This is a genomic window from Vibrio sp. Y29_XK_CS5, from assembly GCF_024181835.1.
Lineage (GTDB): Bacteria > Pseudomonadota > Gammaproteobacteria > Enterobacterales > Vibrionaceae > Vibrio > Vibrio harveyi.
This window is the reverse complement of sequence record NZ_JAMZAM010000001.1, coordinates 1,325,196-1,348,589: the sequence shown is the minus strand read 5'-3', so window position 1 is coordinate 1,348,589 and position 23,394 is coordinate 1,325,196. Positions and strand designations below refer to the sequence as shown.

19 protein-coding genes are annotated in these 23,394 nt (G+C 45.0%); 13 read left to right on the top strand and 6 right to left on the bottom strand.

Translation table 11 applies throughout. The features are described from left to right. The first annotated feature begins 144 nt into the window (after positions 1-144). From coxB to NL647_RS06020, 4 genes are read left to right on the top strand one after another with little or no spacing between them, the layout of a single operon-like run. Complete coding sequence (gene coxB, locus NL647_RS06035; protein WP_017818637.1) at positions 145-1,308, top strand: cytochrome c oxidase subunit II; 1,164 nt, start codon at positions 145-147, stop codon at positions 1,306-1,308. Beyond that, entirely contained in the window at positions 1,305-2,945 is a 1,641-nt protein-coding gene (gene ctaD, locus NL647_RS06030; protein WP_253649821.1) for a cytochrome c oxidase subunit I, read from the top strand. The genes coxB and ctaD overlap by 4 nt, the downstream gene beginning before the upstream one ends. Positions 2,946-2,966: 21 nt before the next feature. Beyond that, positions 2,967-3,572, top strand: a complete 606-nt coding sequence (locus tag NL647_RS06025) for a cytochrome c oxidase assembly protein (RefSeq protein WP_253649820.1) — start codon at positions 2,967-2,969, stop codon at positions 3,570-3,572. 11 nt (positions 3,573-3,583) lie between these two features. Further along, the gene (locus NL647_RS06020) at positions 3,584-4,468 is read left to right on the top strand and encodes a cytochrome c oxidase subunit 3 (protein WP_005452393.1); all 885 of its coding nucleotides are present in this window, start codon (positions 3,584-3,586) and stop codon (positions 4,466-4,468) included. A 2-nt stretch (positions 4,469-4,470) separates the two neighbouring features. Here NL647_RS06020 and NL647_RS06015 read toward each other — a convergent pair whose 3' ends face one another. After that, a complete protein-coding gene (locus NL647_RS06015; protein WP_005452392.1) occupies positions 4,471-4,707 on the bottom strand; it encodes a DUF2909 family protein in 237 nt (78 codons plus the stop codon). On the opposite strand from NL647_RS06015, the gene NL647_RS06010 reads away from it, so the two are divergent. From NL647_RS06010 to cyoE, 4 genes are read left to right on the top strand one after another with little or no spacing between them, the layout of a single operon-like run. Further along, a complete protein-coding gene (locus NL647_RS06010) occupies positions 4,706-5,473 on the top strand; it encodes an SURF1 family protein (protein WP_047513797.1) in 768 nt (255 codons plus the stop codon). The two genes, NL647_RS06015 and NL647_RS06010, sit on opposite strands and share 2 nt — an antisense overlap. Next, positions 5,470-6,012 carry a cytochrome oxidase biogenesis cluster protein gene (locus tag NL647_RS06005; protein WP_253649819.1) on the top strand — a complete coding sequence of 181 codons (543 nt, stop codon included), beginning with the start codon at positions 5,470-5,472 and terminating at the stop codon, positions 6,010-6,012. Before NL647_RS06010 ends, NL647_RS06005 begins: the two co-directional genes overlap by 4 nt. A gap of 12 nt (positions 6,013-6,024) precedes the next feature. Then, positions 6,025-7,044 (top strand): heme A synthase, encoded by a 1,020-nt coding sequence (locus NL647_RS06000; RefSeq protein ID WP_005452387.1) that lies wholly within the window; start codon positions 6,025-6,027, stop codon positions 7,042-7,044. Further along, the gene (gene cyoE, locus NL647_RS05995) at positions 7,037-7,945 is read left to right on the top strand and encodes a heme o synthase (protein ID WP_017190760.1); all 909 of its coding nucleotides are present in this window, start codon (positions 7,037-7,039) and stop codon (positions 7,943-7,945) included. Before NL647_RS06000 ends, cyoE begins: the two co-directional genes overlap by 8 nt. Before the next feature lie 522 nt (positions 7,946-8,467). On the opposite strand, the gene NL647_RS05990 is transcribed toward cyoE, so the two are convergent. Continuing rightward, positions 8,468-9,451 (bottom strand): OmpA family protein, encoded by a 984-nt coding sequence (locus tag NL647_RS05990; RefSeq protein WP_005452383.1) that lies wholly within the window; start codon positions 9,449-9,451, stop codon positions 8,468-8,470. Between the two features lie 476 nt (positions 9,452-9,927). On the opposite strand from NL647_RS05990, the gene aroG reads away from it, so the two are divergent. The 3 genes from aroG to NL647_RS05975 all read left to right on the top strand — a co-directional run bounded on the left by aroG (position 9,928) and on the right by NL647_RS05975 (position 14,105). Then, entirely contained in the window at positions 9,928-10,980 is a 1,053-nt protein-coding gene (gene aroG, locus NL647_RS05985) for a 3-deoxy-7-phosphoheptulonate synthase AroG (protein ID WP_009696367.1), read from the top strand. Between the two features lie 168 nt (positions 10,981-11,148). Continuing rightward, positions 11,149-12,321 (top strand): MFS transporter, encoded by a 1,173-nt coding sequence (locus NL647_RS05980; protein ID WP_017190759.1) that lies wholly within the window; start codon positions 11,149-11,151, stop codon positions 12,319-12,321. 221 nt (positions 12,322-12,542) lie between these two features. Then, a complete protein-coding gene (locus tag NL647_RS05975; RefSeq protein ID WP_009696364.1) occupies positions 12,543-14,105 on the top strand; it encodes a PAS domain-containing methyl-accepting chemotaxis protein in 1,563 nt (520 codons plus the stop codon). A gap of 116 nt (positions 14,106-14,221) precedes the next feature. Here NL647_RS05975 and tkt read toward each other — a convergent pair whose 3' ends face one another. Both tkt and tal read right to left on the bottom strand, forming a co-directional pair. Continuing rightward, on the bottom strand, positions 14,222-16,213 hold the full coding sequence (gene tkt, locus NL647_RS05970; RefSeq protein WP_253649818.1) for a transketolase: 1,992 nt from the start codon (positions 16,211-16,213) through the stop codon (positions 14,222-14,224). 125 nt (positions 16,214-16,338) lie between these two features. After that, positions 16,339-17,289 (bottom strand): transaldolase, encoded by a 951-nt coding sequence (tal, locus tag NL647_RS05965; RefSeq protein WP_005425862.1) that lies wholly within the window; start codon positions 17,287-17,289, stop codon positions 16,339-16,341. A 465-nt stretch (positions 17,290-17,754) separates the two neighbouring features. Here tal and NL647_RS05960 point away from each other — a divergent pair, with 465 nt between their 5' ends. Then, positions 17,755-18,756 carry a sugar-binding transcriptional regulator gene (locus NL647_RS05960; protein WP_005452372.1) on the top strand — a complete coding sequence of 334 codons (1,002 nt, stop codon included), beginning with the start codon at positions 17,755-17,757 and terminating at the stop codon, positions 18,754-18,756. 126 nt (positions 18,757-18,882) lie between these two features. Beyond that, positions 18,883-20,178: a glycoside hydrolase family 18 protein gene (locus NL647_RS05955; RefSeq protein ID WP_253649817.1), complete on the top strand. Its 1,296-nt coding sequence runs from the start codon at positions 18,883-18,885 to the stop codon at positions 20,176-20,178. 41 nt (positions 20,179-20,219) lie between these two features. On the opposite strand, the gene NL647_RS05950 is transcribed toward NL647_RS05955, so the two are convergent. Both NL647_RS05950 and NL647_RS05945 read right to left on the bottom strand, forming a co-directional pair. After that, positions 20,220-22,511 (bottom strand): EAL domain-containing protein, encoded by a 2,292-nt coding sequence (locus tag NL647_RS05950; RefSeq protein WP_005452370.1) that lies wholly within the window; start codon positions 22,509-22,511, stop codon positions 20,220-20,222. Between the two features lie 21 nt (positions 22,512-22,532). Next, positions 22,533-23,363, bottom strand: a complete 831-nt coding sequence (locus NL647_RS05945; RefSeq protein WP_009697290.1) for a sulfurtransferase — start codon at positions 23,361-23,363, stop codon at positions 22,533-22,535. Positions 23,364-23,394: the final 31 nt, after the last annotated feature.

Below are 23,394 nucleotides of genomic sequence, written 5' to 3'. Positions count from 1 at the left end.
GAACTATAACTAGCCTTTTAACATAAATATAACAAAGAGTGCTGAAATCGTAGTTTTTGTGATTTTTCGTAAATTTGTTCGATATTTGCATCGGGAAGCAAGGAAGCTCGCGCAAGCGCAGCGGCTGAGCAGAGGAGAGATCTTTTGAAAAGATTAGCAACTACTCTAGCCTTATTAACGAATGTGATTTTTATCACGTTTTCTTCGTCCAGTTGGTCAGAGCAGAGTGATTACAACATGACGCGAGGTGTTACGGGGATCAGTGAGCAAGTGTATGAATTACATATGCTGATCTTCTACATTTGTTGCGCTATCGCTTTTGTTGTATTCGGTGTGATGTTCTATTCCATCTTCAAACATCGCAAGTCAAAAGGGGCAGTTGCCGCTAATTTCCACGAAAGCACTAAAGTGGAGATCATCTGGACCGTTATTCCGGTCATTATTCTTATCGCTATGGCGATTCCTGCGACCAAAACGCTGGTGGCGATGGAAGACACCAGCCAATCTGACCTTACTGTGAAGATCACCGGCTCTCAATGGAAGTGGCACTACAGTTATTTCGGCGAGGATGTCGAATTTTTCAGCCTACTTGCTACCAGCCAGAAAGAAATCGATGGCATCGAAGCGAAAGGGGCGCACTACTTGCTCGAAGTGGATAACCCGCTGGTTTTGCCTATCAACCGTAAAGTTCGCTTCTTAATGACTTCTGATGACGTAATTCACTCTTGGTGGGTACCTGATTTCGCTGTTAAGAAAGATACGATCCCTGGTTTCATTAATGAGGCTTGGACCAAGATTGATGAACCGGGCGTATATCGTGGTCAGTGCGCGGAGCTTTGTGGTCGAGCGCATGGTTTCATGCCAGTTGTTGTTCATGCGATGGCGGAAGATGATTTCGACCAGTGGATGGCAGACAAGAAACAAGAAATTGCCTTACAAAAGGCGGCTGCCCAAGAAGCATTGACGCAAGACCTTTCAATGGAAGATTTGATGGGACAAGGCGAGTCGGTTTACACCGCGCGCTGTGCTGTGTGTCATCAAGCGAACGGCGAAGGCATTCCGGGCGCGTTCCCGGCAATCAAAGGCAGCGAGATAGCCAAAGGTCCGGTTGTTGCTCACATCGATGTATTGGTGAACGGTCGAGCTGGCACCGCCATGCAAGCTTTTGCTAACCAACTAAGCGATCAAGAAATTGCCGCTGTAATTACCTATCAACGTAATGCTTGGGGAAATGATACTGGCGATACCGTTCAAGCATCCGATGTTAACGCCTTTAAGGCACAAGACAGTGCCAAGGAGGAAATATGAGTAAGCCAATTGAAAAAGCGGTGAAGTCTGCTCCTGCTGAAGCGCAAACTACTGCAAACACGACCATTGCGATTGAAGACGACCACGATCATCATCACGCACCAAAAGGGCTAGCGCGTTGGCTTTATTCCACCAGCCATAAAGACATCGGTACGCTTTATTTATGGTTTAGCTTTGCTATGTTCCTCACTGGCGGTGCGATGGCGATGATCATCCGTGCTGAGCTATTCCAACCGGGTCTGCAATTGGTGGACCCTCAGTTCTTTAACCAAATGACGACCGTACATGGACTAGTGATGGTGTTTGGTGCCGTCATGCCAGCGTTTACTGGTTTAGCCAACTGGATGATTCCAATGATGATTGGCGCTCCAGATATGGCTTTACCACGGATGAACAACTTGAGTTTTTGGATCTTACCTTTTGCGTTCCTCATTTTGATCGGCTCTTTGTTTTTACCGGGTGGTGGTCCTGATTTCGGTTGGACTTTCTATGCGCCGCTTTCCACAACTTATGGTCCTGATAGTACGGCGTTGTTTGTTTTCTCAGTCCATATCATGGGTATCAGTTCCATTATGGGTGCCATCAACGTTATCGTGACTATCGTAAACATGCGTGCACCAGGCATGACTTGGTTCAAGTTGCCAATGTTCGTCTGGACTTGGCTAATCACGGCGTTCTTGCTGATAGCTGTGATGCCCGTATTAGCTGGTGCGGTGACCATGGTTCTGACCGACAAATACTTTGGTACAAGTTTCTTTGATGCCGCTGGTGGCGGCGACCCTGTGATGTTCCAACACATCTTCTGGTTCTTTGGTCACCCTGAGGTATACATCATGATCCTGCCTTCGTTCGGGATTATCTCGGCAATCATTCCGGCTTTCAGTGGCAAGAAACTGTTCGGCTATCATTCGATGGTTTACGCAACCTGCAGTATTGCATTGCTGTCATTCCTAGTGTGGGCACACCATATGTTTACGACGGGGATGCCAGTATTCGCCGAACTCTTCTTTATGTACTGCACCATGTTGATTGCAGTGCCAACTGGCGTGAAAGTGTTTAACTGGGTGGCGACTATGTGGCGGGGCGCAATGACGTTTGAGACGCCGATGTTGTTTGCCATTGCTTTTATTATCTTATTTACAATAGGTGGCTTCTCAGGCTTGATGTTGGCGATTGTACCTGCGGATTTCCAATACCATGACACTTACTTTGTTGTTGCGCATTTCCATTATGTCTTGGTATCCGGTGCGGTGTTCTCGATTATGGCCGCGGCGTATTACTGGCTACCGAAGTGGACAGGCAATATGTATGACCACAAGCTGAGTCTATGGCACTTCTGGTGTTCAATCATTTCGGTCAATGTGTTGTTCTTCCCAATGCATTTCTTGGGCTTAGCAGGGATGCCAAGACGCATTCCTGATTACGCTATCCAGTTTGCCGACGTTAACCAGATCGTATCGATAGGTGGCTTTGCCTTCGGTCTGTCTCAATTGATCTTTCTGTGGCTAGTCATCAAATGTATTCGTGGTGGTGAAAAAGCAACGGCAAAACCTTGGGAACGTGCAGAGGGTTTAGAGTGGACGGTACCTAGCCCAGCCCCACATCATACATTCACAACTCCGCCAAAAGTCGATTAACCGAAGAGTGAGGTGAGTGAGATGCTAAGTAATTCATCCAACAAGAGACTCACTATCAAGTTGCTGCTAGCGACAGCGCTGATGTTCGGCTTCGGTTTTGCTCTTGTGCCACTCTACGACATCATGTGCGATGCATTGGGCATTAATGGTAAAACCAGTGATGTGGCCGCAATTCAACCGACGGGTATGCAGGCGGATATTACCAGAACGATTCGTGTGGAATTTATGGCGCACGTTAGCCCGGACATGCCTTGGGAGTTCAAACCAAAAGTCGTTTTTATGGATGTTCACCCTGGTGAAGTGATTCAAACCGAATATCTTGCTTTTAATCAGAGCGGTGAAGATTTGGTAGGGCAAGCTGTGCCATCCGTATCGCCGGGTACTGGTGCAGCTTACTTCAATAAAATCGAGTGTTTTTGCTTTAATCAACAGCCATTGGAAGGTAAGCAGCAAGCGAGTATGCCTTTGATTTTCTACATTGAGCCGGATGTGCCGGATTCAATTCATACGTTGACCTTGTCTTACACACTCTACAAATTTCCTCCTCAATCGGGCGAGTCTTCAACAGCTAGCCTCTCAGGGAGCGAGAAACAGACCTTAACGCCGCAAACCAAAGCGCGTCTGTAAGGAGAGAACTTATGAGTAACAAGCCTGAGACCTATTATGTTCCCGCACAAAGCAGTTGGCCAATCGTAGGAGCTTTTGCGCTGTTCCTCGTTGCTGTCGGTGCCGGAATGACCGTTCAAGGTACTCAAAGTGATGGCGCGGTTGGTACGTTAGGCGGCATCATTCTCGCCATTGGTATGTTGTTTTTGCTCTATATGCTGGCAGGGTGGTTCAGCAACGTCATCACAGAGTCTCTTACCGGAAAGTACAGTGCGCAAATTACGCGTTCATTTCGACAAGGGATGAGCTGGTTCATCTTTTCGGAAGTGATGTTCTTTGGTGCTTTTTTTGGTGCTCTTTTCTACGCAAGAATGATTTCCGTGCCTTGGTTAGGTGGTGCAGATAATAACTTAATGACACATGAGGTATTGTGGCCGAGTTTCGAAGCAATCTGGCCACTCACCACCACGCCGGGTGGTGATACGACCCAAGCAATGCCTTGGCAGGGTATCCCATTAACCAACACCATCTTGCTGCTATTGTCATCGATTACGTTACATATGGCACACATCAGTTTAGAGCAAGATAAACGAACTGCACTGATTGTCTGGTTGGAAATCACCATCGTCTTGGCGGGCTTCTTCCTCTATTACCAAGCCGTCGAATATGCACACGCTTATCAAGATATTGGGCTGACGTTGCAGTCCGGTATTTACGGTAATACCTTCTTTATGCTCACGGGCTTTCACGGTTTGCACGTTTGTCTCGGTACCATTTTCCTCATTGTGCTGTTATTCCGCATCGCCAAGGACCACTTTTCTCCGAAAGACCATTTCGCATTCCAAGCTGGCAGTTGGTATTGGCACTTCGTTGACGTGGTTTGGCTATGCTTATTTGTTTTCGTTTATGTGTTGTAAAGCTAGTAAGGACGAGGATTTGGGGCTATCCATCCTGCCCCTAACGCTACGAGAAGGAGAATCACGACTAACGCAGAAAACATGACACGACGACCGAGATAGTGGCTCATTGGTTTGCCTTTCTTCGATGAATCCTCTGGGTCTTCGCGAACCATTTCGATAAGCGCTTTTGCGAGGTTAAAGATGATGAAAAGCAGCAAAAGGACAAGCGTTAACTTAAACAGAAATACGGTGGACATGGCACCTCCGGTTTCGTCGTCGATATTATCGAAATGGGTTTGGGTTGCTGTATTTTTAACTGTGGCTGTGTTTTCTCTATTGGTCAAACTGGGCTTTTGGCAATTGGAACGTGGTAATGAAAAGCAGCGTTTGGAACAAGCGATTTTAGCAAGGGAAAATACCTCTTATCAGGACATATCTGAAGTACTGGAAAAGAACGATTGGCGAGAAGAAAGTGTTATAGGGATTAAAGTAAAAGCAAATGTGACGCCTGAACCACTCCCAATTATTTTATTAGATAACCAGACCTATCAGGGGGAAGTGGGTTACCTAGCGTTTCAAATCGTATCGATGTCTCATGATCCTGCGACTCTGACGCTGCTTGAACTTGGATTTGTGAAGGGGAAAAGATCCAGAGCCGTACTTCCGAAGGTTGAATATCTGACAACGCCATATGACATCACAGGGCGTTTGTATCGTAAATCTACTAATCCACTAAGTTCAGACCTAATGGCTGAAATGGGCGATACGATAAGAGTGCAAAACCTCAACATTAATCAACTTAGCCAACTGCTTAATATTGAGTTAATGCCTACTGTCATTCAACCTGACAATCTAACGCAATGGTCGTACCCATTTCCTTGGAATCCCTTACCGTTAACCAGTGCAAAGCACTTTGGTTATTCTTTTCAATGGTTTGCTATGTCTGGCGTATTTTTGTTTATCACAATCCTGATTTTTATTCGTTGGATTCGACAACCACGCTCACAAGGAGGTGAGAAATGACAAATGCAGTCACGAAAGGACGAATTGTATTGGTGTCTCTGATTTGTCTATTTGCGCTCCCCGCGATTATTGCCAAGGTTGTATTGAGTCAAGGTTGGTACGAAACGGGGGTAACCAATCGAGGTGAATTGGTTGAGCCATATATCACGCTCGAACAATTAGGTCAGCCATCACCATTAGACGAAAAAGGTTGGCAATTAGCGTATGTGTTGCCTCCGGAGTGTAAAGAACAGTGCCAACAACAAGTACATTTGATGCAACAAAGCCACATTGCATTAGGTAAATATCAGGAGCGTGTGGTGCCAGTTATCTGGATTTCGGAAGAGACCAATAATGTTGCCCAGAGCAAGAGCATTGTGGTGATGCAAATGAATGATTCGTTGTCATCGAGAGTGAAAGCAGGGCAGATGTTGATCGTCGACCCTCTCGGGCAGCTAGTTATGTCCTATACGCCAGAAGCCAACGAGGATTTGGTGCGGTTAAGTAAAGATGTATTGGCGGACTTACGAAAGCTATTGAAGTTATCACGCGTAGGCTAGGGAGAGTGCAATATGACGTTAAGTCGTTTGGTTAAGTTCAGCCTGTGTCTTACTCTTGTAGTCATTATGTTGGGAGCATATACACGCTTGGCTGATGCGGGGTTGGGATGTCCAGATTGGCCTGGTTGCTATGGTCAGTTATTTGTACCCCAAACTGAAGCTGAAGTTACTAAGGCAAATGCTCTGTTTCCGGAGCGAGCAGTGGAGCAAGGAAAAGCGTGGTTAGAGATGATTCATCGTTACTTCGCTGGAACTTTAGGCTTAGTCATTCTGATGATGGCAATCATGGCGGTGAGAGCAGAGCGAGTTGATCCGACAATCCCGGTTTTGCTTTGCGTTCTTGTTTTGGGCCAAGCGGCATTAGGAATGTGGACGGTAACGTTAAAGCTGATGCCAGTGATCGTTATGCTTCATCTACTTGGCGGCTTTACGTTGCTTGCACTTCAAGCGCTGTTCTACTGCCAATTACAATCTAAAAACAGCCTCTACTTTTCTCCTTCTTCCAAGAGCGTGAGAACGTTCTCTTTGATGGCTTTTGGTGTGGTGTTGTTGCAGGTGTTGCTTGGCGGATGGACATCATCAAATTATGCCGCATTAATGTGTACCACTTTGCCAATATGTGAAGGTAACTGGACAAGCTATTTGTCTTGGAAAGAGGCATTTTCGTTTTGGCAGACAGGTTTTGATAACTATGAGTTCGGTGTCCTAGATTACCCTGCCAGAATGACTATTCATGTTAGCCACCGTATTGGTGCCATTATTACCGCATGCGTGGTGTTGATTTACTGCATCTTACTATTAAAACAAGATTCACATCATTCCCAACGCCTCGGTATCTGGATTGGATTCACCTTGGTGTGTCAGATCTTATTGGGCGTGAGTAACGTTGTGTTCCAGCTCCCTATTTATGTTGCGGTGGCACACAACCTCGGCGCTGCCATTATGCTTACACTTATTTGCGTTAGTCAGTTCTACCTATGGCAGGGTAAAGCTCGTTGGGGTCATCAAGCGAAAGGAGTTCGCTATGAGTAAAGAGATCGCGCTACCTCTAGAAAGTGGTAAGAGAAAAATTGGGTCAATCTATTTAAAACTAACAAAGCCAAAAGTCGTCGCTCTTATGTTAATTACGGCTATTGTTGGGATGAGCTTAGCTCCTGTTGCTGACTTTCCTTGGTTACAAGCTGCCATTGGTCTTACTGGTATCGGCCTAATGGCAGGCTCTGCTGCAGCGTTTAATCACCTGATTGATCGCCGTATTGATGCGCGAATGGCTCGCACGCACAAGCGACCTTTGCCTTCCGGTGATACTAACCCTTTGTCTGTTGCGATTTTTGCTACTGCTCTGGGGGGAATTGGGTTTGTGTTGCTTCATGCCTTGGTCAATCCACTGACGGCATGGATGACCTTCTTAAGCTTGTTAGGTTATGCGGTGGTTTATACCATGTATCTTAAGCGAGCAACCCCGCAGAATATTGTGATTGCAGGGATTGCAGGCGCAATGCCGCCACTACTCGGTTGGACGGCGGTAACTGGAGAGTTACACGCACATGCTTGGCTATTGGTAATGATTATTTTTATTTGGACGCCGCCACATTTCTGGGCGCTCGCAATTCATCGTGTCGAAGACTATCGCAAAGTGGATATCCCAATGCTTCCAGTCACTCATGGCATTGAGTACACCAAGACATCAATTCTTTTGTATACGATTCTACTTACGCTTGTCTGTATTTTGCCTGTGCTGGTGGGGATGGTCGGCTCTGTATATTTATTCTCTTCATTGCTCCTCAATGCTGGCTTTATGTATCACGCGTGGAAGTTAAAGTTTTCACCTGAATTAAATAGCGCAATGGAAACGTTTAAATTCTCCATCTATCACTTATTGGCGCTGTTTGTTGCGTTATTGGTGGATCACTATATTGGTGTGTTTTTATGATCTAGAGCCACACAAGGGCAAGCTCACAACTGCACCGAACTCCGGTGCAGTTTTTGTTTGTACGGCGCAATACTAGGGTCTGCTGCTGTAGTTCCCAATAATGTTTATACCCCAGTCAACTCGTCCTTCGGGAGCGTTTGATTGACCCGATTACTGTGTCAAACAAAATGGAAAGAACCGGCTATGACACGACCTTGTTTTCCTTACTTACTTTCGGTAATCAAGGGAGCGATGGCAATGCTCTGAATTCGGCGTCGTGGAATCATTTGGGTATATTGGTTTTGGAACCAAGAACGATGAACTATGAGTCTTTGAGAAAACTGCTACTTTTCACCAAACTTGAAATCAAATATTTAATCGAGCGTACCATCAGGTCGCCTTTAGTATAAGAGTCGGAACCAGATAGGATGGAGAAGGGCGAACAGGGAAACTGAATGAGTTTGATAAAGAGTGAAGGGTAAAGCTGAAGCAAACAAAAAGGGATGCCGAAGCACCCCTTAGACTAGATTAGAGCGGGAACTCTTATTCTGGTTGTACCAATTCTTCGTATTGGAACTCAGGTACGACAACTTCAACACGACGGTTCTTCTCGCGACCTTCGTGAGTGCTGTTGTCTGCAACTGGGTTTTCTTCACCCATACCAGTAACTGTGAAGCGGTCTGCATCGATGCCTGCTGCGATTAGGTAATCCGCAACAGATTGAGCACGACGCTCAGACAGTTTTTGGTTGTAAGCTGCTGGACCAGAGCTATCTGTGTAACCAGTGATTTCAACTTGAGCTTGTGGGTACTCGTTCAAGAAGTTTACGAAGTTGTCTAGACGCTCAGATACTGAATCAGTTAGCTTCGCACTGTCGAATTCAAACGTACCTGTACCGTACTCTTCTTTGTGCGTCTTCGTCATCATTACTGGTTCTGGCTCTGCAACCACTTCTTCTGTTACTACTGCTGCAACAACAGGTGCTGCTGCGAACTTGTAGTTAACACCGATACCAAAGAAGTTTGCATCCATATCATCTAGGACATCATCAGAGATATCTTGGTAACGTTGGTATTCAGCACGAACACTCCAGTTTCTATCGATAGTGTATTCAGCACCAAGCGAGCCTGTAGGAACGAAATCTTTTTCGTCACCCGAAATCATGTAAGCACCACCGATTTTCGCGAATAGATTCCACGTATCGTTTAGATGCCAGTTGAATTTAGGCGCAAGCGTTAATGCCCAAAGATCACCGTCGATCGTATTTACTGTATTAGCCCCTGACTTGAAATTAGCTTCGTAGTCACCTAAGTAATCAACACCGTACTCAAGGCCAATGATATCGGTAAAGTCGTAACCGATGTGCATTCCGGCACCGAAAGCATCATCATCACAAGGGCTGTTTAAATAGCAAGCATCATCTAGCGTAGTCATGCCCACTTTGCCCCCGATATACATTTCAGCTTGAGCAGAGTTAATTAAACCACCAGCTACCACTGCTGCTACTGCAATTGCTACTTTGTTCATAATGTTTCCTTGTATTGATTGCATATTAGTTTCTACTTTGTTTTTACAACTTGAGTAAAACTAGGTAGTTATAAGAAATTAGTTTAATAAGAAATAAGTTTAATATTCATTTAAATTAACATCAAGCAACAATATCTTAGATCTTGCTACACTTTTCGTCGCCAAATACCTCACAAACTTCTGATATTTCTTACATTGTAGACAAGATTTTCAAAGTTACAGGAAAATATATGATAATTTTGAACTTTCCGTGTATATAAAAATTTACACTGTGTTTTGTTTTGAACATTAGTAGTTAATTTGCATTTTTTTAAAAAAAGTGATTGCAAGCGGTCGGCGAAGTCGATAAGTTACTTGCATTGACACGATTAAATGAGCCCACAGCCCTTACTATTGCTTGCTTTGTGAACAATGTTGCAGTGAGTAAAGTTTGAGCAAAATAGTGGGACTTGGATAGTAATTAGGAAGTAGAAGTAATGTTTCAAACTGATGATGTAAGAATTAATAAAGTAAAAGAGCTATTGCCACCTGTTGCAGTGCTTGAAAAATTTCCGGCGACCGAAACTGCTTCCACAACTACTTTTGAATGTCGTAACGCCATCCACAATATTCTTGAAGGTAAAGACGATCGCCTACTAGTGATTGTTGGTCCATGTTCTATTCATGACCCAGAGGCGGCGGTAGAGTACGGTAAAAAACTGAAAGTACTTCGTGATGAACTCGGTGAGCAACTAGAAGTTGTGATGCGCGTTTACTTTGAAAAACCACGTACTACGGTAGGTTGGAAAGGTCTGATTAATGACCCGTACCTAAACGATACTTACAAACTTAACGACGGTCTTCGCATTGGACGTAAGCTTCTGCTTGATCTAACTGATATGGGGCTTCCAACAGCAAGCGAGTTTCTAGATATGATCACGCCGCAATACGTTGCCGACCTGATCAGTTGGGGGGCGATTGGTGCTCGTACAACAGAGTCTCAGGTTCACCGTGAGCTTGCGTCTGGTCTGTCTTGCCCTGTTGGCTTTAAAAACGGTACAGATGGCAACATCAAGATCGCAAGTGATGCAATCCGTTCGGCAAGCGCATCTCACCATTTCTTGTCAGTCACTAAGTACGGTCATTCTGCTATCGTTGAAACGGCAGGTAACCCTGATTGCCACATTATTCTGCGTGGTGGTAAGGAGCCAAACTATAGCGCATCTCATGTAGGTCAAATTAAGGATGAGCTGGATGCTGCCGGTCTGCCTAAGAAAGTGATGATCGACTTCAGCCACGCGAACAGCTCTAAGCAATTTAAACGCCAAATGTTAGTTTCTGATGATGTGTCAGAGCAAATTTCTGGCGGTGAAGATGCTATTTTCGGTGTGATGATTGAGTCGCATCTTGTTGAAGGTCGTCAAGACTTGGTTGATGGCAAAGTTTCAACTTACGGTCAATCGATTACTGATGCATGTATCGGCTGGGAAGATACGGAAACAGTTCTACGTCAGCTATCCGACGCAGTAAAAGCGCGTCGTGCCAAATAAAAATTGAGCGAATAACACTCACAAAAAGCCAGCTTCTCGCTGGCTTTTTTAGTTTAAGTAGAGAGTAGTTAGTTATGTTATGGCTTAACCTGTCGCACATAACCCATGTGTTTTAGCCTTAAATCCGTTAAGGTGCCTGGGTAGATTAAAAAACACTCAAGGAATGAGATGAATAGAAACGTCTGGCTCTTATCACTTTGCCAAGCCTTATTGATGACGGGAAACATACTTCTGATTTCTGTCATTGCGCTTATCGGTAAACAAATTGCGCCTTCTTCAAGCATGATCACTTTGCCAGTAGCGTTGCAGTTTCTCGGATTAATGTCTGCGACGATCCCGGCGTCCTTAATTATGGGAAAGCTGGGACGCCGTCTGGGTTTTAGCTTAGGTAACATCATAGGTATAGCTGGAGCGTCGTTGGCAACCTATGCGCTATCTCTGCAAAACTTTACTTTGTTTTGTGCTTCCACCTTTTTGCTAGGGGTAGGGATTGGCTTTGGTACTTTATATCGATTTGCTGCGATAGAAGTGTGTGATGAATCAGCACGGCATCGAGCAATCTCGATTTCTATGGCAGGTGGCGTGCTAGCTGCCGTTTTGGGACCAAACCTCGCTATCTATTCGCAAAAGTGGTCGACAGATGGGCTTTATATTAGTGCTTTTGCTGTACTCATTGTCTTGTATATAACGGCATTAGTTTTACTACAGACGATACGATTTCCAGCGGCGCATACGCAAAATTGCTATGCAAAACCAGACTCTCTCAAGGACATTATTTATCGTCCTAACTTTATGATTGCGGTGTTAGCAGCGATGGTTGCCTATGCCGTGATGAATATACTAATGACAGCGACACCGTTAGCCATGATTGGCTGTGGGTTTGATTTCACAAGAGCTGCTGGGGTTATTGAATGGCATGTATTGGGCATGTTTGTGCCTGCTTTTTTTACTGGTCGGTTAATTGAACTATTCGGTGCAAAGAAAATGATTTTAGCTGGTGGTGTGCTGTTCATCGCGTGCATAGCAATTAACATGCATGGGTTATCTATATGGCACTTCAGTACGGCGTTGATCTTACTTGGTGTTGGATGGAATTTTATGTTCATTGCCGCAACCAGTTTGTTTAGTCAGAGCTATGAAGTGAAAAATAAAAGCAAAGCGCAGGCGTTCAACGAGTTCTTCGTATTTAGTTGCGTCACCATTACTGCACTTTTGTCTGGTTGGTTGGAGTCGACAGTAGGGTGGCAAAATTTGAATTTGTACGTCTTACCTTTTGTCTTATTGGTGATGGCAATCTTTATTGTTAAAACGAATAATAATTCTGAATCTCAAATTGCATAAACTGAGTTCAAAGTTTTATAAGACCCAGCTATTAAGGCTGGGTCCTTTTTGTCTATCAGCTCACAACTCGTAACATTATTGATTAATTATTGTTATCTAAGTGAGTTTTTTGGGCTTTAAATGTCGCATTGGTAAGATTTTTTCTCTAGCATTTTGTAATAAATATAACAATCGTGTATATATCCTGTCGCAATTTAATAAAAACTATAGAAGTCTCATCTATGTCAGCCTCAACTTCCAATAAAGCTCAAGAAAACCTCGTAGGAGATTCTGACGAACTGGTCTCCACCACCGATCTCAAAGGTGTTATCACTTATTGCAATGATGCGTTTTGCAGAATTGCTGAATACAGTCACGATGAACTGCTCGGACAAAACCACAATATCGTTCGCCACGGAGATATGCCCAAAGCCGCTTTTGGTGATATGTGGGCTCGCCTAAAACAAGGTAAAGCGTGGCGCGGAATTGTAAAAAACAGTACGAAGTCGGGCGGCTACTATTGGGTCGATGCTTACGTAACCCCAATTTATGAAGGCCATCAAGTTGTGGGTTATCAATCGGTTCGTGTAAAGCCCAAGCGAGAGTGGGTGGATATCGCTTCTAAAGCGTACCAAGGGCTTCTAAAAGCAGAGAAATCCGGTCGAGCGTGGGCGTTGAAGTTAAATGATACCTTGCGCTATGCAATTCTTCTTGGTGCGTTAGTAGCACCAGTAACGAGCTTGGCTCTGTCACTTGAAGGCCCTCTTGCTTGGTTAACGACATTGTTACCGGCAGGTGTTTTAGCTGTTCTCTTCCGCCAGGAACTTGTTGATACGCCTCTGCAATTTAAAAGGTTACAAGCGCAGTACGACAGTGTAAGTCGTCTGGTGTATTCCGGAAATAAACCATTCTCGATTGCAGATTTCCATATCAAGATGCTCTCTGCCCGTATTCGCACCGTGTTAGGACGTATGACGGACTCAGCTCTGCCTTTACAAAGTTGCGCGGAAGAGCTTAGCAGCACGACGGCAGAAGTTTCATCAGCGCTAACTCAGCAGAACATAGACATTCGGCAAGTTCGCGATGCGACAGAGTCGATGGAAGCGTCTGCAAATTCAGTTTCATCCAGCACTAACGACGCGCATCTACTGATAGACGATACGCTGCAGTCATGTCTGATGGCGAAAGAGACCATCGACCAAACTCATACCAACTTAGCGCAACTTAGCTTACAAGCTGAGAAAGCGACAGAAACGACTTATCAATTGAGCGATCAAGCGCAAAAGGTAAGCCAATTAATGGAAGAGATTGGCGGGATTGCCGACCAAACTAATCTGCTAGCACTTAATGCTGCAATTGAAGCTGCGCGAGCGGGTGAACAAGGTCGTGGTTTTGCTGTTGTTGCTGATGAAGTAAGAGCGCTCTCAGGGCGTACTTCGAATGCGACTGAGCAAATTAAAGCATCCATTGAAACCATGCTTACAACGATTCAAGGTTGGCAGAAAGACATTATTGCCAACAAAGAACAAACGGACACTTGTTCAAATGTTGCAGAGCAAAGTGCATTGCGATTATCTGAAGTTGAGCAGATGATGCAAACCATGAGTGGTTTGATGGTGAATGTCGCGGACTCTGCTAATAAGCAGTTGCAGCTTTCTAGCGACGTAAATCAGCACATTCATTCTATTGCTTCGACAGCAGAGCAGAACTTAGCGGCAACACATTCTGTAGAGCAAAACAGTAAGCAGTTGAAAGAGCAAGTCCAAGATTTCTATCGACTAGCCATTCAGTTTGAAGAGAAGTGATTCCAACCAGTTAGCTGAATCGTTGTTGAAAAATGATTAGATAAAATAAAGCCCCGCCGAAGCGGGGCTTTTCAGTTTTCAAATTCGCAATAGAGAAAACTGATAATACTAAGCGATTAAGCTAGCAGTTCTTTTGCTGTGTTCACTACGTTTTCTACAGTGAAACCAAACATTTCGAACAGTTGGTCAGCCGGTGCAGATTCACCGAATGTTGTCATACCGATGATACGACCGTCGAAACCAACGTACTTGTACCAGAAGTCTGCAATGCCAGCTTCTACAGCGATACGTGCAGTTACGTCTGATGGCAGTACTGATTCACGGTAAGCTGCGTCTTGCTTGTCGAATGCATCTGTTGATGGCATTGAAACAACGCGCACTTTCTTACCTTCAGCGGTTAGTTGCTCAGCCGCTTTCACTGCTAGTTCAACTTCAGAACCAGTTGCGATTAGGATTAGCTCAGGCTTGCCATCGCTGTCTTTTAGGATGTAAGCACCTTTCGCGATGTCCGCTACTTGCTCAGCCGTACGCTCTTGTTGTGCAAGGTTTTGACGAGAGAAGATAAGTGCAGATGGTGCATCTTTACGTTCAATCGCCAGTTTCCATGCGACTGCAGACTCAACTTGGTCACATGGACGCCATGTGCTCATGTTTGGAGTCAGACGTAGAGACGCGATTTGCTCAACTGGTTGGTGAGTTGGACCATCTTCGCCAAGACCGATAGAGTCGTGCGTGTAAACTTGGATGTTCTGAACTTTCATCAGAGCAGCCATACGCATAGCGTTACGAGCGTATTCCATGAACATTAGGAATGTTGCACCGTAAGGAACAAAACCGCCGTGTAGTGCGATACCGTTCATGACCGCTGTCATACCGAATTCACGTACACCGTAGTGGATGTAGTTACCAGAGAAGTCGTTCGCTTCTAGAGACTTAGAACCAGACCACATAGTTAGGTTAGAAGGTGCTAGGTCAGCAGAGCCGCCCATGAATTCTGGAAGCATTTGACCAAACGCTTCTAGTGCGTTTTGAGATGCTTTACGTGATGCGATGTTCGCAGGGTTTGCTTGAAGGTCTGCAATGATTTGGTTTGCTTTTGTTTCCCATTCAGCCGGTAGATCACCGTTTACGCGGCGTTTGAATTCAGCTGCCAGCTCAGGGTACGCTGCTTCATAAGCTGCAAATTTCTCGTCCCACGCTGCTTCCTTAGCTGCGCCTGCTTCTTTCGCTGACCATTCTGCGTAGACTTCCTGCGGAATTTCAAAAGGACCGTGCTCCCAACCTAGTTCTTTACGTGTCGCTGCAATTTCTTCAGCACCTAGTGGTGCACCGTGACAGTCGTGTGAACCAGATTTGTTTGGTGAACCAAAACCGATGATAGTTTTAGTACAGATAAGTGTAGGGCGTGGATCTGCTTTTGCCGCTTCGATTGCTGCGTTGATCGCTTCAGAGTCGTGACCATCTACAGCAGGGATTACGTGCCAGCCGTAAGATTCAAAACGCTTAGGCGTGTCGTCAGAGAACCAACCTTCAACGTGACCGTCGATAGAGATGCCGTTGTCATCCCAGAATGCGATCAGTTTGCCAAGACCTAGCGTACCAGCAAGAGAACAAGCCTCGTGCGAGATGCCTTCCATCAGACAGCCGTCGCCCATAAACACGTAAGTGAAGTGGTCAACGATGTCGTGGCCTTCTTTGTTGAACTGAGCCGCTAGTGCTTTCTCAGCCATTGCCATACCAACAGCGTTAGTGATGCCTTGACCTAGAGGACCCGTTGTTGTTTCGATACCAGGTGCGTAGCCGTACTCTGGGTGACCAGGAGTCTTAGAGTGAAGCTGACGGAAGTTCTTAAGATCGTCGATAGATAGCTCGTAGCCTGCAAGGTGCAGTAGAGAATAGATAAGCATAGAGCCGTGACCGTTAGACAGTACGAAACGGTCACGGTCAGCCCACTCTGGGTTTGATGGGTTGTGGTTTAGGTGAGAACGCCAAAGAACTTCAGCGATATCAGCCATACCCATAGGTGCGCCTGGGTGACCAGAGTTAGCTTGTTGAACACCGTCCATGCTTAGTGCACGGATTGCATTTGCAAGGTATTTACGATCCATAGTAGTTACTTCTCGATATTTGATTTAAATAGAGGGAACTCGTCGGAACAAGTTCAAATAGAATTTTTTGAATAAAGCGCTGATGCTAAAAGCGAGTAGGCTGGCTACTCGCTTTTGGTAAGCAATTAAAGCTTAGCTGCGATCATGTCTTCTAGTTTGCCTTGGTCAACCGCGAAGTTACGGATACCTTCAGCTACTTTCTCAACAGCCATTGCGTCTAGGTTGTGCTCCCATAGGAACTCAGCGTGAGACATTGGAGCTGGACGCTCTTTAGAACCTTTAGAATCAACTAGCTTCTCTACAACTTCGCCTTCAGCAGCTTCTAGCTCAGCAAGAAGAGCAGGAGCGATAGTTAGACGGTCACAGCCAGCAAGTTCTAGGATCTCGCCGATGTTACGGAAGCTTGCGCCCATAACAACTGTGTTGTAACCGTAGTCTTTGTAGTAGTTGTAGATGTCTGTTACTGAGATTACACCTGGATCTTCTGAAGCTTCGAAGTCACGACCTTCTTTCGCTTTGTACCAGTCCATGATGCGACCAACGAATGGCGAGATTAGGAATACACCTGCTTCAGCACATGCACGAGCTTGTGCGAAAGAGAATAGAAGCGTTAGGTTACAGTTGATGCCTTCTTTTTCAAGGATCTCTGCAGCGCGAATACCTTCCCAAGTAGAAGCCAGTTTGATTAGGATACGGTCGTTAGTGATGCCTGCGTCGTTGTACATTTTTACAAGTTGACGCGCTTTAGCAACACTGCCTTCTGTGTCGTAAGAAAGACGAGCATCTACTTCTGTAGAGATACGACCAGGAATAGTTTTTAGGATCTCTTTACCGATGTTTACTGCAAGCATGTCACAAGTGTCTTGTACTTGTTGTGCTTTGTCGTTGCTTTGTGCTTTTGCGTATTCGATAGAAGCGTCGATTAGAGGTGCGTACTCTTCGATTTGAGCCGCTTTTAGGATAAGAGATGGGTTCGTTGTTGCATCTTCAGGTTGGTACTTTTTGATTGCGTCAATTTCACCAGTGTCCGCTACTACAGTTGTTAGTTTACGAAGTTGCTCTAACTTGTTGCTCATAATCGATCATCCTATATAAATGGGCTTAAGTGTGGTTTTGAGTACCACAGCTTGTGCATTTGCAAGCGTGTCGGCTAATCGTCTCATCATAATTAACGAGACATCTGCTCAGCCAACTACGGAAAATTTCGGTACCGAACATTTGCTTTGAACATTTGATCGGTAGCTGAGTAAATGATGAATCCATATTTATCCTATCCATGCTGAAAGTCAATCGTCGAAACCGACTTTAAGTGAAGTTCATCAACGTTTTTTTGCTGTGTGTTCAGAGCGTGACCCAAATAAACGTTTGCCCTTATTGTTCAAGGCTTGAGCAGCAGTGAGATTAATAAAAAGACATAGTGAGAAAATGTCATTGCAGTGAGCAAATGTCGCAGTAAAATTGGTAGGTAACATATGCTAAGTCAATGAGCAGATGCTCACTAATGCATACAATGTCGATCCTCTAAAAGGGCGAGAAAAATCATGAGCAGTTCTAACCAAGATATTTCTATTGAAAGTACAGACTTGTTGACGGAGATCTCCGTTGCTTATTATCAAGATGGTGCGACACAAGAAGAGATATCGAAAAAATTTTCCATATCACGTGCCAAAGTTGGGCGAATGCTGAAACAGGCTCGTGACGAAGGCATTGTTGAGATTACCGTAAAATATCACCCTGTGTTCAGTGCCAAGATAGAGCAGCGCCTCATCGAGCGCTTTGGTGTGAAGCGAGCGCTGGTTGCTTTGGACCAACCTAATGAAGAAGCACAACGCCTGCAAGTTTCTGGTTTAGTCTCTAATTACCTGACGAGTACTCTTAAGAACGGCATGGTGGTGACGGTAGGGCAAGGGCGTAACGTATCTTCTGTGGCGCACCACATTGGTGTTATTACGCCGCGCGATTGTAAGTTTGTGTGCGGTATCGGCGGGATTCACCCTCGTGGCGGTATGTTCAACGCCGACCATATATGTCGACAATTTGCCAAGAAATACGGCGGCACATCGGAAACCCTATACGCGCCTGCCTATGCTGAAAACCGCGAGCAGAAGGTCGCCTTTATGCAAAATGCCACGGTTAAGCAAACTTTGGACTTGGCGCGCAAAGCGGATGTCGCTCTTGTTGGTATCGGTGACATGAGTGAAAACAGCTACATGGTTGACCTTGGTTGGTTCACACCAGATGAAGTGGTTCAATCTCGCTTGATGCAAGGTGTCGTAGGGGACTTTGCCGGTTATGACTTCTTTGACATTCACGGCAACGTAGCAAATACGGTGATGAGTGACCGCGTCATAGGCTTGGGTATTGAAGAATTTAGACCTATTGCAGAAGTGATTGCGATTGCAGCTGAAAACAGTAAGCCATTGGCGCTACTTGGAGCGTTAAGAACCGGAGCCATTGATGTGATTGCAACCAGCGTAAGTAACGCACTGACGGTTCTTAACTTGGATGAGCAGATGCACGGCAACAGTGCATCAGAGGTTTAGCACAAATAATATGCAAACTATGTAATCAGGTGATGAGGATTTATAAATGACTCGCAACCTGATTTCGTTTCCAAGTTAAAAATAATCCTCAGGAGTAATTTGTAGTTAATTACTCTGGAGGAAACGATGAAAAAGACACTTCTCGCAGCTGCTTTATTTACGGGGTTAACGGGCATAGCGCACGCCGAGCAAAAAGTCGTCGCAGGCTATTTTGCTGACTGGCAGTATGCAAACGCAGACAACCCTTATACGGTTAAAGATATTCCGGCTGATAACCTGACTCATATTATCTACGCGTTTTTGAGTATGTGTGGTCCTCACACTGGTGCCTCAGAAACCGTACAAAAACTGGTCGCAAAACAGTGTGAAGGTAAAGAGCCGTATACCGCGATTCTGGTTGATACCGAGGCGGCACTTGAAAAAGACTTTGGTCCGGTCTCTGTCGGCGTTCCATATAAAGGGCACTTCGCTCAATTAGCCGAACTTAAGAAGCAACACCCTGATCTGAAAATTCTCCCTTCTTTTGGCGGTTGGACCATGTCTGAACCTTTCCACGCGATGGCAAAAAACCAGCAAGCGATGGATCAGTTCTCTAAAACAGCAGTCGAGCTGGTTGCTCAATACGATTTCTTTGATGGTATTGACTTGGATTGGGAGTATCCAGGAGGTGGCGGCTTGACTACGTCTCCTTGGAACCCAGATACCAAGCTGACGGATGAGCAAAAAGCACAAGAGCGTGACGCCTTCACTTACCTAGTTAAGACTATGCGTGGTGATTTAGACGCGTTAGCGAAAAAGACCAAGCGCGAGTACGAGCTTTCAACAGCAGTGGGTGTTGGTCCAAAAGCCGCGGGCATTGATTGGAAAGCGGCGCAGCCCTACTTAACCAATATGTTTGCCATGACGTATGACTTCCTTGGTGGTTGGGGACAACAAACAGGGCACACAACAAACTTGCATGCCACTGACCGCAGTTGGTGGGGCATGGGCGCTGACGTGTTCATTAATCAAATGATTGAGCTGGGTATTCCTAGTGAGAAGTTGGTGATTGGTGCCGCGTTTTATGGTCGCGGTTGGCAAGGAACCAAAGATTTCTCCGGTGGTTTACCAACTCAAGGTTTATTGTCAGAGAAAGGCGCGCAGTTTGGTACTGGTGAGAATGGCTACTTCATGTTTTGGGACCTTATGAAGAACTACAGCGCAAAACAAGGTTACGAATATAAGTACGATGAACAATCTCAAGCCCCTTATTTATGGAACCCTGAGAAAAAAGTGTTCATTTCATTCGAAGATCAACGCTCTATCAAAGCCAAAGCGGATTGGGCAAAGCAAACGAATCTTGGTGGCATCTTTACGTGGGAGCTATCAGGTGATCCGAAAGGCGAGCTTGTTGAAGTGATGTATAAGGAAATGCAGAATTAATCTGTAAAACGTCACATTATTGTTTGTTCTTAAAGCCGTCGTTATTCTGCGACGGCTTTTTCATTTTGGTTTTGCTCAGAGAATTCGATTAATTGTTTGAAAGGTAATGGCTTAGAGTAGAAATATCCTTGAATCAAGTCACAGCCACACGCGGCTAACTGATCACGTTGCTGACGAGTCTCTACGCCTTCCGCGAGAACTTTCATGCCAAAGTTCTTACCAATCGCAATGATGTTTTGCACCATGTTAAGTGCTTTTTCATCATCTTCGATATTATCAATAAAGCTCTTGTCAATTTTGACTTCATCAATCGGAAGTGCTCTTAGCATCGAGAGGGAAGAGTACCCGGTACCGAAATCGTCGAGAGAGATTTTAAAACCGAGCGCATGCAAGCGCTCACAAATAGGTGCGAACTTATCGAGGTCTTCAATGAATAAGTTCTCAGTGATTTCAAGCGTGATGCGGTGTTGATCGACTTTGTATTTGTCTATTAACGCCACTAAGTCGTCAATGAAGTTTATTTGAATAAACTGTTTTACCGAGATATTAATCGACATCTGAATTGGCTGCGCTGCCATTTCCGTAAGGCGAGCCATGTCGATCAAGCTTTTCTCGATAATCAACTCCCCCAATCTCACCATCAGACCTGAACTTTCCGCTACTGGGATAAACTCATTGGGTGGGACGAACCCAAGCTCTTCATCTTGCCAACGCACCAAGGCTTCAACACCATAAATTTTGCCATTAACGTTCAATTGCGGTTGATAAACTAAGAATAGATTTTGTCGTTCTATCGCTAGCCTTAAACGTTGTTCCATCTTCATCTTGTGAAGGTGTTTTGCCTGCATTTGTTGGTCAAAAATACTGTATGCATTGCGCTCTTTTTTTGCTTGATACATAGCGATATCTGCAGAACGAAGCAAGGCATCTAAGTTTTGACCGTGAGAAGGGTAAAGAGCAATACCGACGCTGCAACTCAACAGAAATTGGTTTTCTTGAACTAAGTAGGGTTCGGATAGGTAATTGATCAGCTCTTTTGCCAACGCTCTCACCGTACCTTCGTCGGTTTGGTTAACAAGCAGTATAAACTCGTCACTTGCTTCTCGAACGATCAGGCGACCATCACAACCAAAGGTCTTTAAGCGTTGTGCGATCAGCTTCAATACCTCATCCCCAAATTCGTGACCATGGGTGTCATTCACGGATTTAAAGTTATCGATGTCGATAAACATCAGGCTAAATGGCGTGGCTGAGCCATTCACCCAGTGTCCAATATGTGCGCGCAGATATTCTCGATTTGGGAGTAGCGTGAGGTGGTCATGATGCGCTTGATATAAGAGTTTTCGTCGGGTACCCAATTCATTATTCGCAATGGAACGAACCAGCGCATAGAACCCACCTTGAATAAATAGGAACACGAGCGAGTATAGTGCGAACTGATCGAAAAAACCGCTCTGGATATACCGAAGATCCGTCGAAGACGATGCCCAAAGTTTATAATCTGGTAGGTATTTCAATGTGACCAGTTGATTAATTCTTGGGTCATCAGCAACAATGTTTACTGCGCTTGCAAGTGTTCTGACTGTATCTCGGCTCCATCCATACTTGTTTTCGATCTGTTCGAAAACGATAGCCTTGGTATGCCCGTCAGCAGGATGGCTGTAACTGTTGAGGTTTGCTTGTTCAGCCGAAGTAAAGGTTAGATAACCATCTTCACGATTTAATGACACTCGATTGTGTTCATTTGCGTGAACGTCGCTTCGAAAAACCAAAGAGGAGTTCATGTTGAAACCCGCCGTCATCACCGCGAGAACCTTACCATTTTTATCTCGAATAGCTTTTCGGATGGGGATAACAAGAGAGTCGAGCGCAGGCATAAAGTAAGTTCTACCAACCACCATGTGATCAGACTGTAGTGCGGCTTCAAACGTTCCTCTTGTTTGAGGATCTTGCTTCAAGTTACGCAGTTTTTGTAGGTCCAGATTCGAGCTTATCGCTAAATAATCGCCTTGTGGGTTTGTAAGACCAAATGCGGCGATCGCTGGGTGGATATCCATCAGCTCATCCAGAAGAGGTCGCATTTGCAATGAGGCGGTTCGAGTAAAGTCGTTCTGTTCAATCAATTGATGACCGACAACTTCCAGTAAGGTTTCTTGTCCTTTAAACAGTGACTGTACAGATGAAGCAAACAGCTCTAATTGCAAGAGCTGCTTGTCTTTGTATTTATCGAGTATGGATTGATAATGATAATGACCAAACAGAGAGAACAAACCGACACTGATGGTAAAAAGTGTCAGATATAGCGTCCAAATGTTCTTCTTTAAGCCGATCATATCGTATTACTGCTCCTGATATTAATGCTCGATTGGTAGGGTTTCATCGGCACCCCACTCAGTCCAAGAGCCGTCATAGACTGATAAATTCTGCAGACCGATTTGATAGGCGGCGAGCAACAAAATGCACGCGGTCACACCGGAACCACAGCTAAAAATGATTGAACTATCACTGTCTAATGTTAATCGGCTAAATATCTGTTGCAACTCGGAATTTGGCTTAATGTGACCGTCCGTTAAGAGTTCTTGAAACGGCAAGCAAACTGAATTAGGAATGTGTCCACTGCGTAACCCTTCTCTTGGCTCAGGAACTTCACCTAGGAAGCGGGCTTTAGCTCTAGCATCGACAATATTTGCACTACAGTTATTAGAATGGGTTAACACGGTATGCGCGCTTAAGAATGCATCTGGGTTTAGTTTACCTGTGAAGTTGCCAATCTCTGTTGGTTGAGACAAGGTATCGACAATAGGTAGTCCTGCTTCAACCCAAGCCGGAAGCCCCCCATTTAGAATGCATACGTTGTGATGACCCATCGCTCTGAACATCCACCAAGCTCTTGGTGCGGCAAGAGTGCCGGAATTGTCATACACCACAACCACATCTTCGTTATTTAACCCAAGTTGTTGAGCACTGCTATTAAAGCCTTGCTCTGTTGGCATCATGTGAGGCAGGTTGGAGTTAGGTAGGCAAAAGTCGTTGTCGTAATCAAAGCGCAAAGTGTTAGGTATCCATTTATCTTTGATCTTTTTGCCTTCTGATGGGATTTGAAAAGCAATGCTGGCATCTAGGAGTTTGACATTGGGTTGGCTGATGAGCTCTTTGAGTTCATCTGTTGTGATCAGTGCTTGCATCGTCTTTAGTTTCCTCACAGTAGTATGGAAT